The following is a 12,581-nucleotide window of genomic DNA, read 5'->3' as shown; positions in this document are numbered from 1 at the left end:
AATCAGTGCGTCTGGCGTTGTCCGAAAATGGCCGTGCCGACGCGCACGATGGTGGCGCCTTCGGCGATGGCGGCGTCCATGTCGGCCGACATGCCCATCGACAACGTGTCGCAGGCGATGCCGCCGTCGGCCAGCAGCGCCGCCAATTCCCGCAGACGCCGGAATGCTGCCCGCTGTTCCACTGCCACTTCGGTCGGCGCGGGAATCGCCATCAGACCGCGCAGGCGCAGGCCGGGCATGGCGGCAACCGCGCGCGCCACCGGCAGCAATTCGTCCGGCGACAAACCGCTCTTGCTGTCTTCGGCGCTGATATTGACCTGCAGGCAGATGTTCAGCGGCGGCAGTGCGGGCGGACGCTGTTCGGCCAGGCGGCGCGCAATTTTTTCCCGATCAACCGAATGCACCCAATCGAAGTTCTCGGCGATCTGGCGCGTCTTGTTGCTCTGTATCGGCCCGATGAAATGCCAGGCGACCCGGGCTTCGGGGGCCGCCAGCTTGAGCGCGGCGATCTTGTCGAGCGCCTCCTGGACATAGTTTTCGCCGAAGGCGGCCTGTCCTGCGCGTACGGCTTCCAACACCGACGCCGCGTCAAAGAACTTCGAGACCGCCAACAGCTGAATATCTTGCGGGTTACGGCCGGCGGCTTGCGCGGCGGCGGCAATGCGAGCGTTAACAACTTGCAACTGTTTTGCGATTGACGACATAATTCTTTGGTTCAGGGAGGGACAACGCTGTTTTTTCAGTCAGAGATTATAAATGGACATTCCCGACCTGCTCGCCTTTTCCGTCAAGAATCAGGCTTCCGACCTGCATCTTTCCACTGGTTTGCCTCCGATGCTGCGGCTGCGCGGAGATATGCGGCGCGTCAATTTGCCGGTATTGGAGGCACAAGACGTCGGCAGCATGCTCGACGCGATCATGGATGCTAGCCAGGCCGAGGCATATCGACGCGACCTGGAGTGCGACTTCGCGGTCGATATCGCAGGACTTGCGCGCTTTCGCATCAATGCCTTCCATCAGGCGCGCGGCCCGGCGGCGGTCATCCGCACGATTCCCCACACGGTCCGGAGCCTGACCGAGCTTGATGCCCCGCCGGTGCTGAGCGAACTGGCGCTGCGCCGGCAAGGCCTGGTGCTGGTCACCGGCCCCACCGGCTCGGGCAAGTCGACCACGCTGGCCGCCATGATCCGGCACATCAACGAACAGCGCTCCGCCCATATCCTGACCATCGAAGATCCGATCGAATTCATCCACACGCCGGACAAGAGCCTGGTCAGCCAGCGCGCCGTCGGCACCCACACGCGCTCGTTCGCCAATGCACTGCGTTCGGCCCTGCGCGAAGATCCGGACGTCATCCTGATCGGCGAACTGCGCGACCTCGACACCATCCGCCTGGCGCTGACGGCGGCGGAAACCGGCCACCTGGTGCTTGCTACGCTTCACACCTCATCGGCCGCGAAGAGCGTGGACCGCATCGTCGACGTGTTTCCCGGCGACGAGAAGGAGATGGTGCGCAGCATGCTGTCGGAGTCGCTCAGCGCGGTGGTGTCGCAAATCCTGCTGAAAACCAGGGCCGGCGACGACCGCATCGCTGCCCATGAAATCATGCTCGGCACGCCCGCCATCCGAAACCTGATCCGCGAGGGGAAAGTGGCGCAGATGGTCTCGGTCATGCAAACCTCGGCCGGCGCCGGCATGCAGACGCTGGATCACTGCCTGGGCGACTTGCTGCGCAGGGAAGCGATCACGCCGGAGACCGCCCGCGCCGCATCGCGGACACCCGGGCAGTTCGCCTGAACCCGGCCGGCGGGCCATCGGCTATGATGGATGCCATCCCATTCACTTCGACGAGGCCCCCATGCCCACCATCTACGACTTCCATCCCGCCCTGCCCGACAACACGCCGGCGGCGCTGGATCAATATCGCGGCAAAGTCGTCCTGATCGTCAACACTGCCAGCAAATGCGGCTTCACCCCGCAGTACCAGGGACTGGAAAAGATTTATCGCGAGTTCAAGGAAAAGGGAGTCGAAGTGCTGGGCTTCCCGTGCAACCAGTTCGGCGGCCAGGAACCCGGCACGGCGGAAGAAATCGGCGCCTTCTGTGAAAAGAACTACGGCGTCAGCTTCCCGCTGTTCGCCAAGATCGACGTCAACGGCGACCAGGCCGATCCGCTGTTTACCTACATCAAGACCGAGGCGCCCGGCCTGCTCGGCAGCAAGGCCATCAAATGGAATTTCACCAAATTCCTGGTGCGCAAGGACGGCAGCGTGTTCAAGCGTTACGCGCCGGCCACCAAGCCGGAAGACATGGTGGCCGATATCGAGAAATTGCTGGCGGAGTGAGCCGGCTCAGTGCACTTGGCAAATGCCGTCGCCGTACGGCGCAGCGGCAAATTCCGGCAAGGCCTCCGCTGCAGCCGATAAAGCCGCCAGCGCCGGATATCGGTCCGCCGGCACCACATCAGCCACCAGCTGACGGCTGAAATACCAGGCCACCGCCGTCGTCAGCGTAGCCTGATCGATGGTGGCGCTGGTCACACTGGCCACGACTTGCGGCCGGTTGGCGAACTCCTCTTCCAACGCCTTGTAGGCCTCCTGCAGCTGGCCGGTCACGCGCGCCAGCCAGGGTTCATGCAGCTTCTCCGCCGGACGCAGCTTGTGTTCGTAGACAATCTGCACACTCTTCTCACAGGCCGTCATGGCCAGTCCGATGATGCGCAGCGCACGCTGCAACTCGCCCAGACCGGTCGGCAACAGGCTGCGCTTCTTCTGCGGAAACGCCTCGGCGTACTGGGTAATCAGTATCGAGTCCATCAGCACCGTGCCGTCATCGCAGATCAGCGACGGCGCCTTGACCAGCGGATTGATTTCGCGAAAGCGATCGAAGGCGCTGAACACCGAAATCGACTGGTGTTCGAACGGCAGGCCGAGCAGCTGCAGGGAAATGGCGGCGCGGCGGACATAGGGCGAATCGAGCATGCCGATGAGTTGCACGTAGTTCTCCTTGGTGGACGAAGTGGTCGGAGTGAAGACCGGGGACGTAAACATACCGCGAAATAAAAAAGGACGCCTGAGCGTCCTTTTCCTCATCGATACAGAGACCGATTAGTTCTTCGACTGATCAACCAGCTTGTTTGCCTTGATCCAAGGCAGGCCGGACGGGGTTTCGCAAAGCACTGCTTTGCGCCGTCCTGCCCAGGACGCGCATGCATGCGCGTCCTGTGATGATGCCCACGATCGCGGTCCGTGGTCGCATTAGTTCTTCGATTGGTCCACCAGTTTGTTTGCCTTGATCCAAGGCATCATCGCGCGCAGCTTCTCGCCGACGATTTCAATTTGATGCTCAGCGTTGATACGGCGACGCGACAGCAAGGTCGGCGCACCGGCCTTGTTTTCCAGGATGAAGCTCTTGGCGTATTCGCCGGTCTGGATGTCGGTCAGCACTTGCTTCATGACCTTCTTGCTCTCTTCGTTGATGATGCGCGGGCCGGTGACGTATTCGCCGTATTCCGCATTGTTCGAGATCGAGTAGTTCATGTTGGCGATGCCGCCTTCGTAGATCAGGTCGACGATCAGCTTCAGTTCGTGCAGGCATTCGAAGTACGCCATTTCCGGCGCGTAGCCGGCTTCCACCAGCGTTTCGAAACCGGCCTTGATCAGTTCCACGGCGCCGCCGCACAGAACCGCTTGTTCACCGAACAGGTCGGTTTCGGTTTCTTCGCGGAAGTTGGTTTCGATGATGCCGGCGCGGCCGCCGCCGTTGGCGGTGGCGTACGACAGAGCGACGTCACGGGCGGTGCCGGACTTGTCCTGGTACACGGCGATCAGGTGCGGCACGCCGCCGCCCTGGGTGTAGGTCGAACGCACGGTGTGGCCCGGGGCCTTCGGCGCGATCATGATGATGTCCAGATCGGCGCGCGGCACGACCTGGCCGTAGTGGATGTTGAAGCCGTGGGCGAACGCGACGGTGGCGCCTTGCTTGGCATACGGTGCAACGTTTTCTGCATAGACCTGGCCGATGTTTTCATCCGGCAGCAGGATCATGATGACGTCGGCGCCCTTGACGGCTTCGTTGACTTCGGCAACGTTCAGGCCGGCGTTCTTCGCCTTGTTCCACGAGGCGCCGTCCTTACGCAGCGCAACCGTGACCTTGCAGCCGGAGTCATTCAGGTTTTGTGCGTGGGCGTGGCCTTGCGAACCGTAACCGATGATGGTCACGTTCTTGTTCTTGATCAGGGATAGGTCTGCGTCTTTGTCGTAAAAAACTTTCATGGTCTTCCTAAATTCCTCAATGCGAGCGGAGCTCTTTTGTTTTGTCGTTGGGGGCGCCGCCCGGAAGCGGCGCGATGATTTTCGATCAGGCGGCGTACGACGCGAAATGCGCCGGCATGGCCTGGTCGCGCACGTGCGGAATATCCAGCTGGCGCAATTTGCGATACAGCGAGGCGCGGCACATTCCCAGTTGCCGCGACGCGGCGGAAATGTTCCAGCGACTGCCGACCAGCGCATCGATAACGCGCGTGCGCTCGTCCCCGAGCGGGCCGCCTGGTGGGCGCGGAAGGATATCGGCAGCACCGGCTTGTGGCACGATGCTGCGGACGTTGGAAACCGGAGAAATAGCCGGCCCCTCAAAATGTGTGGATGGTGCGAACGACTCCATCAATTCTTCGGGCAGATCACCGACCTCGATGCGCCCGCCGTTCATGACCGCGCAGCAGTAACGGATCACGGCGTGCATCTGGCGCAGGTTGCCGGGCCACGCATAGGCCAGCATCCGCTGCAAGGCGGCCGGTGCGATGATGCTGTCATCGATGTCCGCACAGGACATCTCATCGCCGATCATCTGCATGATCAGCGCGCGGCGGTCGGTGCGGCTGCGCAGCGACGGCAAACGCAACACGCCGCCGGCGATGCGGTAATACAAATCTTCGCGGAAGCGGCCCTGCGCCACCAGCGTTTTCAAATCCTGGTGCGTGGCGCAGATCAGATGCACGTCGACCGGCACCGGATGCGCCGCGCCCAGCGGAATCACTTCGCGTTCGGACAGCACGCGCAGCAAGCGCGTCTGCAATGCGAACGGCATGTCGCCGATTTCGTCGAGGAACAGCGTGCCGCCGTCGGCCTGCTGCACCTTGCCTTTCATGCCGCCCGGCAGTGCACCGGAAAACGCGCCCTTGCAATAGCCGAACAGTTCGCTCTCGGCCAGGCTCTCGGGAATCGAAGCGCAGTTGACGGCCACCCAATTGGCGGCGCGGCGTGCGCTGTAGGCGTGCAGCGCGCGCGACAGGTATTCCTTGCCGGTGCCGGTTTCGCCGAGGATCAGGATGGGGATGTTGCGGTCGATCAGGCGCTTGCCGCGCGCGATCAGGTCCTGCATCTGCGGATCGCCGCCACAGAGTTCATCGAGTGAGCGATAGCGTGCGCTGTTGACATATCTGCGCGCCGTAGCGAGGTCTACCGTGGATGTCGGCATGATTTGTCTCCTGTCTATGAACTGCTTTTTCTTATGTGGCGGCGGTGCCGGTTCGTGGCCGGTCCTGCCTGCGAAACTCTCATCGCGGCCGTTTCCGGCAGCGAAGGATTTCTATGAGTCAGTCGCAAGTAAGCTAACTCTGCGGCAAAGAATAGCCAGCTTATCTGATAACTTCCAATACAATATAGACACACAATTAATACCTTAAAGGTATCAAATGATCGAATTGCGCCACCTGACTTATTTCCGCACCGTAGCAGAAACACTCCATTTCGGTCGCGCCGCCGAGCTCTTGCATATCTCGCAACCGCCGCTCACGCGCCAGATTGCGGCCTTGGAGAAGGAGCTGGGCGTGCAATTGTTCGACCGCAGCAAACGCAGCGTACAACTGACCGAGGCAGGCAAACATTTCTACCGGGACACTGCTGAAATTTTTCATGCACTGGAACGGGCGCGGCGCAATGCCGTCAGCACGGGGGCCGGCAAGAGCGGCGCCCTGCTGGTGGGGTTCATGATGTCGACCGCCTATAACATCCTGCCTTCGGTGACGCGCCACTATTCGGCCGCCTATCCCGAGGTCGACATGCGCCTGACCGAGCACGTGCCGAACTTGCTGGCGGTGGATATCCGGGAGGGAAAGCGCGACGTCGGCCTCATGTATCGCCCCGAGGATTGCGGCGGACTGGACAGCCGCACGATCTTTTCCGAACCGCTGGTGGCGGTGCTGCCGAAAAACCATCGGCTGGCGACACGTGAAAAGATTTCAGCCAGGGATCTGGCCGACGATCCTTTCGTCAGCATCCCGCGCGCGATTGCGCCGGTGGTCTATGACCTGATCGTCAATTGCTGCCTGGCTGCGGGCTTCCGTCCGCGCATCAAGCTGGAAGCCAACCTGCAGCAGACCATCGTCAACCTGGTTGGTGAAGGCCTGGGCGTGGCGATGGTGCCGAACTCGATGCAGGCCATGCACCTGGACACGACCGTCTTCAAGCCGCTGGTCGACGCGCCGGTGGTGGAAGTCGCGGTGATCTGGAACAAGGACAACCGCAATCCCTGCATCCAGACCTTCGTCCAGACCGCGGAGGAGGTCTGGACCGCGCTGCGGCGTGGGCAGCCCGCGTGATTCTGCTTTACTGCCCGGCCGTCAGACGCACTTGAGGCTGAGGCCGCCGTCCACGATCAGGTCCACGCCGGTCACGTAGCGCGCCGCGTCCGATGCCAGGAACAGCGCCGCGTGCGCCACATCCCAGGCGTCGCCCATGTGGCCCATCGGACATTGTGCGTGCCGCTTGCGGCGCATTTCCTCGATGTCGCCCCCATAGGATGCCTTGAGCGGTTCGCGGATCATCGGCGTGTCCATCAGCCCCGGCAGCACGCAATTGGCACGGATGCCCGACGGCGCGTATTGCATCGCGATGTTCTTGGTCAGCGCCAGCATCGCCGCCTTGGACGCGGAATAGGCGACATACGGAAAGCCGACCCAGCGGATCGCGGCCAGCGACGAGATGTTGACGATGGCTCCCTTCTTCTGCTTTTCCATCACCGGCAGCACATGCTTGCAGGTCATGAAGACGCTGGTCTGGTTGATCGCGATGACCCGGTTCCAGCTCTCTTCACTGGCTTCGACGGGACCGCCGGTTTCGGCGATGCCGACGTTGTTGTGCAAGACATCAATGCGGCCGAAATGATCGAGTGCGGCCTGCACCATGGCCTCAATGTCCGGCGTGCGCGACACGTCGGCGGCGACCACTTCGCAGACGCCGCCCTCGCTGCGGATCAGGTCGCAGGTTTCCTGTGCGGCCTGCAGGTTGCGATCGACCGCCAGCACGCGCGCACCTTCGCGTGCATACAGCACGGCCGCCGCCTTGCCGTTGCCCCAGCCCTCGCCGACCGAACCTGCGCCGCTGACGATGACGACCTTGTCTTCCATTGCACGTGCCATGGCGTGCTCCGATCAGATGTCGAGAATGCCCGCGGCCACGAAGCCGCCGTCCACCGGCACCACATGGCCGGTGACGTAGGACGAATCTTCAGCCGCCAGGAAAGATACTGCCGCGGCGATCTCGTCGGTGCTGCCGTAGCGATGCATCGGCACGCCGGCAGTGAAGCTCTTGCGGGTTTCCGGCGAGTGCACTGCCTGCGTCAGCGGCGTGTCCACCGGACCCGGGGCGACGCTGTTGACGGTGACGCCGTGTTCGGCCAGCTCGATCGCCATCTGGCGCGTCAGTCCGATTACCGCGGCCTTGGAAGTGCCGTAGGCGGTGCGGCCGGCGCCGGCGCGAATGCCCGAGACGGAAGAAATATTGACGATGCGGCCCCACTTGCGGCGCACCATCATGCGCGCCGCATGCTGGCCGCACAGCATCACGCCGGTGACGTTGATGTTCATCGTCAGCAGCCAGTTGTCGATCGGGTAATCGAGAAAGGGGAAGGTCTTGGCAACGCCGGCATTGTTGACCAGCACGTCGCAGCGGCCATAGTCCTTTTCGACGTCGGCGAAGGCTTTGGCGATGGATTCCGGCTTGCTGACATCCATCGCCAGCGGCGCTGCCTTGCCGCCGTCAGCGTTGATCTTGTCGGCGGTCGCCCTGGCCGCTTCCAGGTTGATGTCCGAGACCAGTACGGTGTAACCGTCGCGCGCCAGACGCTGGGAAATTGCGGCGCCGATACCCATGGCTCCGCCCGTCACGAGCGCCACGCGGGCGCCGCTGTCATTTTGGTTCATGTTGTCTCCGTGAGGATGGCGGCTTGCGAGGGAAGGTGCAAGCCGCCGTTTTCAGATGTTATTAGTGTTCAAGAAAGCCGATCGAAATCCACGGCACCGCAGCCACCACCAGCAGCGCAACCACCAGCGCCGCCAGATAGCCCCAGACGCGGTTGAAGACCTTGTCCGGCGACACCTTGCCGATCGCGCAAGCGGCATAGAAGCCGACGCCGAAGGGTGGTGCGAACAGGCCGATGCCCATTGCCAGGATCACTACCATGGCGTAATGCACGTCATGGATGCCCAGTGACCGCGCCACCGGGAACAGCAGCGGTCCGAACAGCACGATCGCCGGAATCCCTTCCAGGATGCTGCCCAGCACGATGAAGATCACGATCGTGATCAGCAGGAAACCGAAACCGCCGCCCGGCACGCCCTGCATCAGCGACACCAGCTTGGCCGAGAAGCCCGACTGCGTCAGCGCCCAGGCCATCGAAGTCGCCATGCCGATGATCAGCAGGATCGCCCCCGACAAGGTCGCCGCTTCCACCAGCATCGGATAGATGCGCTTGAAGTCGAGATGCTTCATGAAGGCATGCATGACCAGGCCGACCACGATGGTGTACGCCACGCCGATCGTTGCGACTTCGGTTGCAGTAGCCACGCCTTCGATCACCGCCACGCGGATCAGCATCGGCAAGGCCAGTGCGGGAATCGCGGCAATCAGGGTCTTGCCGATCACGCCGATGGAAGCGCGCTTCACATCCGGCATCGGTTCGCGGCGGGCGCGGAACCAGCAGACGATGCCGATGGCGATCGTGGCGATCACCGCCGGCATCAGCCCGCCGATGAACAGGGCTGTGATCGACACGCTGCACACCGCACCGATGGTGATCAGCACCAGGCTCGGCGGAATCGTCTCGGTCATGGCACCGGAAGACGACAGCAAAGCCACCAGCTCTTCCGGCTTGGAGCCGCGCTTCTTCATTTCAGGGAACAGCGCCGGAGCGATGGCGGCCATGTCGGCCGCTTTCGAGCCGGAGATGCCCGAGACCAGGAACATCGCGCCCAGCAGCACGTATTGCAGTCCGCCCCGCACGTGGCCCAGCAAGGCGGCCATGAAATCGATGAGCGTTCTGGCAAGGCCGCTGATTTCCAGCAGCGAACCGAGCAGCACGAACAGCGGCACCGACAGCAGGATCAGGCTGGACATGCCTTCATCCATGCGGCTGACCACGATCATCATCGGCGCGCCGGTGGCAATCGTCAGGTAGGCCATGGTGGCCGTGCCAAACGCAAACGCGATCGGAATGCCGCCTGCGACACAGACACCGATCAGCACCACGAAGAACACGATCAGGTTGTAATTGCCCATGGCCAGCAAGGCCGGCTTGCTGATCCACAGCACGGCGCCGATTACTGCCACGACCGCGACCGCAGAGAGCACCTGTTTGACGCTGGAGCGGCTGGCCATGCGTGCAATCGCTGCCAGGAACATCAGGATCGCGCCCACCGGCAGGGCAGCTGCGCGCAGGCCGTCGGGGATTTCCAGGGCCGGCGTGGTGATCGCCATCTGCTCCGAGGCATGGTCGACGGCGGGATGGATGATCATCAATACGAAGATGCAGACGATCAGCGCGGCGACGGTTTCCAGCCAGACGCGCCATTTGTCGGAGAGCTTGTTGACGATGGCAGTCAGGCGCATGTGCTCGCCCCGGTCCAGCGCCAATACCGCGCCCAGCATCGACAGCCAGATGAACAGCGTGGAGGCCAGTTCATCCGACCAGATCAGCGGATCGTGCAACGCATAGCGGTAGATCACGCCGGCCAGCAGCACGCCGGTTTCCACCACCACCAGCGTTGCCGCCACGGCGGCGACAACGTGCATCACATTGCGGTTCACGCCCGCCAGCAGACGCGCCAGCGGGTTGGCCGGCGCCGATGCAGCGTCAGCGTAGTTCATAGCCGCGTCCATTCAGGCCAGCTTCCCGGTGTATTTTTCGAGCATCGCCCACGCATCGGGACCGAACTTCTTGTGCCATTCGGTGTAGAAGCCGGAAGCGCGCAGCTTGGCGCGGAAGGCCTCGTTGTCGGTCTCGTTGAACTGCATGCCCTTGCCCTTCATGTCGGCCACCAGGGATTCGTTCAAGGCCTTGACGTCGACGCGCTGCTTGATGCCGGCTTCATTGACGTTGCGCGTGACGATCTCTTGCAACTCTTTCGGCATGCGTTCAAACGACTTCTTGTTGCCCATGAACCAGAAGCCGCTCCACACGTGGTTGGTCATCGAACAGTACTTCTGCACTTCATAGAACTTGACGGTGGAAATCACCGCCAGCGGATTCTCCTGGCCTTCGACGATCTTGGTCTGCAGCGAGGAATACACCTCGGCGAAATTGATGCTGGTCGGCGCGGCGTCGAAAGAGCGGAACAAGGACGTCGCCAGCGGGCTCGGCGGCACGCGCAGCTTCATGCCCTTGAAATCCTCGGGCTTGTGAATCGGGCGCGTGCTGGTGGTCACCTGGCGATAGCCGTTGTCCCAGCAGCGTTCGAACGCAAACAACGACGTCGTCGCGGCGATCTGCTTGCGCACGTAAGCGCCAAGGTCGCCGTCCATCGCCGCCCACACCTGGTTGTAGTCCTTGAAGGCGAAGCCGACGCCGCTGATCTGGCCTGCCGACACCAGCGTGCCGAGCACTTCCGGCGAGATGGTGAAGAAGTCGATGGCGCCGGCGCGCACCTGCGACAGCATGTCGGTGTCGGTGCCGAGCTGGCCGTTGGGATAGACCTGGAAGTCGACGCGGCCCTTGGACTCGGCGGCGATCTTGGCCGCCATTTCCTTGGCGCGCACATTCATCGGATGCGTCATCGGCAGGTTGTTGCCGTACTTCAGCGTGAATTCAGCTGCGGCGCTGGCCGAGCCTGCATACAGTCCGGTCGCGGCGGCGGCCGAGGCGACGGAAGCGGTCTTCAGAAAGTGGCGGCGTGTCATGGCATGCATTGCGTATCTCCTGGATTTTTATAAGTCGTTGATGGCGTGCAGATTCCGTTGGGACAGCGGAGAGCAGTACGCCGATGCGGCGAAAAAAGGGTTTCCGCCCTTCCTGTCTCCTTGTATATTCTTGATGTTATTTGATTTGTCCTGATTGCTTTTTGCAGAGAATATGCTCTGAGTTCGCTCAGGTCAAAGCCGATTCATGATGGTTTTTGATGTAAACAAACAATATCCCGCCATGGCACTTTCCCCTGATCCCCGCCTGCCGGCCGACGGCGCCAACGAGAGCGGCCGCGCACGTGTAAGCGACATTGCACGCGCCGCCGGCGTGTCCACCGCCACGGTCGACCGCGTACTCAACCAGCGTCCCGGCGTGCGTGCCGCGACCATGCAAAAAGTCCTGAAGGCCGCCGCCGCGCTCGACTATCTGCCGGAGGCCGATCTGTACAAGGCGATGCAACCCAAGCCGATGCGGCTGGTGTTCTTGCTGCCGCCGCAAAGCAATCGCTTCATGCAGATGCTGGGCGACTACATCGCTTTTTCCGAAGAGCAGCTGGCGCCGTTCAATGTGAAATGCAAATGCCATCACATCGAAGGCTTCAACCCCAGCGTGCTGGCCAAGCGGCTACTGCACTACGGCCGCCAGGCCGACGGCGTGGCTTTCATGGCGCTCGAACATCCGCTGGTGCGCGAAGCGGTGAACACGCTGGTGGCCGAAGGCATCCCGGTGGTGACGCTGATTTCGGATCTGTCGAATTCGCGCCGTGCAGCTTACGTCGGCATGGACAATCGTGCGGCGGGCCGCACGGCCGGCTATCTGCTGGGACGTTTTCTCGGCGGCGGCAATGCCGGTGGCGGCAAGGCCAAACCGATGAAGGTCGCGATGATTGCCGGCAGCCTCAGTTATCGCGGCCATGAAGAGCGCGAGATGGGATTCCTGCATGTGCTGGAAGAGATGTTCCCGCATTTGCAGGTGGTCGGCCTGCGCGAGGGGCATGACGACGCCGACACCAATTACAAACAGGCGCGCACGCTGCTGGAGCAATATCCGGATCTGGCCGGCATGTACAACATCGGCGGCGCGTCGGACGGCGTTGGACGCGCGCTCAGGGAAAGCGGGCGCGAGCAGAAGGTGGTGTTCATCGGGCATGGCCTGACGCCGGATACGCGCGGGCTGCTGATCGATGGAACGGTGGATGCGATTCTGACGCAGCATCCGCAGAACATGATCATGAATTGCGTGCGGATATTCGGGAATTTGCGGGACAGGAAGGAGGCGTTGGCGGGGGTGGAGGCGGTGAGGATTAGTGTGATGTTGAGGGAGAATTTGCCTTAAGGTTTTGCACTTGTCCCGACTTCTGTTTGCCGATAGCTTCTGCTTTCCTTTCGTCGATCAACCCTTCGCCGG

12 protein-coding genes are annotated in these 12,581 nt (G+C 62.1%); 4 read left to right on the top strand and 8 right to left on the bottom strand.

The annotated features are described in order from the left end of the window. Positions 1-2 precede the first annotated feature (2 nt). Complete coding sequence (locus tag F506_RS05870) at positions 3-704, bottom strand: YggS family pyridoxal phosphate-dependent enzyme (RefSeq protein ID WP_053195762.1); 702 nt, start codon at positions 702-704, stop codon at positions 3-5. Positions 705-756: 52 nt separating this feature from the next. Between F506_RS05870 and F506_RS05865 the strand changes: the two genes are divergently transcribed. Together F506_RS05865 and F506_RS05860 are read left to right on the top strand one after the other, a co-directional pair. After that, positions 757-1,797, top strand: coding sequence for a type IV pilus twitching motility protein PilT (locus F506_RS05865; RefSeq protein WP_053195761.1), 1,041 nt, complete (start codon positions 757-759; stop codon positions 1,795-1,797). A 61-nt stretch (positions 1,798-1,858) separates the two neighbouring features. Further along, positions 1,859-2,344, top strand: coding sequence for a glutathione peroxidase (locus F506_RS05860; protein ID WP_053195760.1), 486 nt, complete (start codon positions 1,859-1,861; stop codon positions 2,342-2,344). 6 nt (positions 2,345-2,350) lie between these two features. Here the strand turns inward: F506_RS05860 and F506_RS05855 are convergent, their stop codons facing one another. The 3 genes from F506_RS05855 to F506_RS05845 form a co-directional block, all read right to left on the bottom strand. Continuing rightward, complete coding sequence (locus tag F506_RS05855; protein ID WP_053201303.1) at positions 2,351-2,995, bottom strand: glutathione S-transferase family protein; 645 nt, start codon at positions 2,993-2,995, stop codon at positions 2,351-2,353. Between the two features lie 261 nt (positions 2,996-3,256). Further along, the gene (ilvC, locus tag F506_RS05850; RefSeq protein ID WP_053195759.1) at positions 3,257-4,273 is read right to left on the bottom strand and encodes a ketol-acid reductoisomerase; all 1,017 of its coding nucleotides are present in this window, start codon (positions 4,271-4,273) and stop codon (positions 3,257-3,259) included. Positions 4,274-4,358: 85 nt separating this feature from the next. Then, complete coding sequence (locus F506_RS05845; protein ID WP_053195758.1) at positions 4,359-5,474, bottom strand: sigma-54-dependent Fis family transcriptional regulator; 1,116 nt, start codon at positions 5,472-5,474, stop codon at positions 4,359-4,361. Between the two features lie 217 nt (positions 5,475-5,691). On the opposite strand from F506_RS05845, the gene F506_RS05840 reads away from it, so the two are divergent. Then, positions 5,692-6,597, top strand: coding sequence for a LysR family transcriptional regulator (locus tag F506_RS05840; RefSeq protein ID WP_053195757.1), 906 nt, complete (start codon positions 5,692-5,694; stop codon positions 6,595-6,597). Between the two features lie 21 nt (positions 6,598-6,618). On the opposite strand, the gene F506_RS05835 is transcribed toward F506_RS05840, so the two are convergent. The 4 genes from F506_RS05835 to F506_RS05820 form a co-directional block, all read right to left on the bottom strand. Beyond that, a complete protein-coding gene (locus tag F506_RS05835) occupies positions 6,619-7,416 on the bottom strand; it encodes an SDR family NAD(P)-dependent oxidoreductase (RefSeq protein WP_029362999.1) in 798 nt (265 codons plus the stop codon). 12 nt (positions 7,417-7,428) lie between these two features. Next, the gene (locus F506_RS05830) at positions 7,429-8,199 is read right to left on the bottom strand and encodes an SDR family NAD(P)-dependent oxidoreductase (protein ID WP_053195756.1); all 771 of its coding nucleotides are present in this window, start codon (positions 8,197-8,199) and stop codon (positions 7,429-7,431) included. A 61-nt stretch (positions 8,200-8,260) separates the two neighbouring features. Then, a complete protein-coding gene (locus F506_RS05825; RefSeq protein WP_235471395.1) occupies positions 8,261-10,141 on the bottom strand; it encodes a TRAP transporter large permease in 1,881 nt (626 codons plus the stop codon). Between the two features lie 12 nt (positions 10,142-10,153). After that, the gene (locus tag F506_RS05820; protein WP_053195754.1) at positions 10,154-11,179 is read right to left on the bottom strand and encodes a TRAP transporter substrate-binding protein; all 1,026 of its coding nucleotides are present in this window, start codon (positions 11,177-11,179) and stop codon (positions 10,154-10,156) included. A gap of 232 nt (positions 11,180-11,411) precedes the next feature. On the opposite strand from F506_RS05820, the gene F506_RS05815 reads away from it, so the two are divergent. Further along, positions 11,412-12,509, top strand: a complete 1,098-nt coding sequence (locus F506_RS05815) for a LacI family DNA-binding transcriptional regulator (RefSeq protein ID WP_053201301.1) — start codon at positions 11,412-11,414, stop codon at positions 12,507-12,509. Positions 12,510-12,581: the final 72 nt, after the last annotated feature.

This window comes from Herbaspirillum hiltneri N3 (genome assembly GCF_001267925.1).
GTDB lineage: Bacteria > Pseudomonadota > Gammaproteobacteria > Burkholderiales > Burkholderiaceae_D > Herbaspirillum > Herbaspirillum hiltneri.
The sequence above is the reverse complement of the archived record's forward strand: the minus strand, read 5'-3'. Positions and strand labels throughout refer to the sequence as shown.

Excerpts from the sequence above, each read along its gene's own strand:
- F506_RS05870 (WP_053195762.1), bottom strand. The coding sequence starts at position 704 with ATGTCGTCAATCGCAAAACAGTTGCAAGTTGTTAACGCTCGCATTGCC.
- F506_RS05865 (WP_053195761.1), top strand. The coding sequence starts at position 757 with ATGGACATTCCCGACCTGCTCGCCTTTTCCGTCAAGAATCAGGCTTCC.
- F506_RS05860 (WP_053195760.1), top strand. The coding sequence starts at position 1,859 with ATGCCCACCATCTACGACTTCCATCCCGCCCTGCCCGACAACACGCCG.
- ilvC (WP_053195759.1), bottom strand. The coding sequence starts at position 4,273 with ATGAAAGTTTTTTACGACAAAGACGCAGACCTATCCCTGATCAAGAAC.
- F506_RS05845 (WP_053195758.1), bottom strand. The coding sequence starts at position 5,474 with ATGCCGACATCCACGGTAGACCTCGCTACGGCGCGCAGATATGTCAAC.
- F506_RS05840 (WP_053195757.1), top strand. The coding sequence starts at position 5,692 with ATGATCGAATTGCGCCACCTGACTTATTTCCGCACCGTAGCAGAAACA.
- F506_RS05835 (WP_029362999.1), bottom strand. The coding sequence starts at position 7,416 with ATGGCACGTGCAATGGAAGACAAGGTCGTCATCGTCAGCGGCGCAGGT.
- F506_RS05830 (WP_053195756.1), bottom strand. The coding sequence starts at position 8,199 with ATGAACCAAAATGACAGCGGCGCCCGCGTGGCGCTCGTGACGGGCGGA.
- F506_RS05825 (WP_235471395.1), bottom strand. The coding sequence starts at position 10,141 with ATGAACTACGCTGACGCTGCATCGGCGCCGGCCAACCCGCTGGCGCGT.
- F506_RS05820 (WP_053195754.1), bottom strand. The coding sequence starts at position 11,179 with ATGCATGCCATGACACGCCGCCACTTTCTGAAGACCGCTTCCGTCGCC.
- F506_RS05815 (WP_053201301.1), top strand. The coding sequence starts at position 11,412 with ATGGCACTTTCCCCTGATCCCCGCCTGCCGGCCGACGGCGCCAACGAG.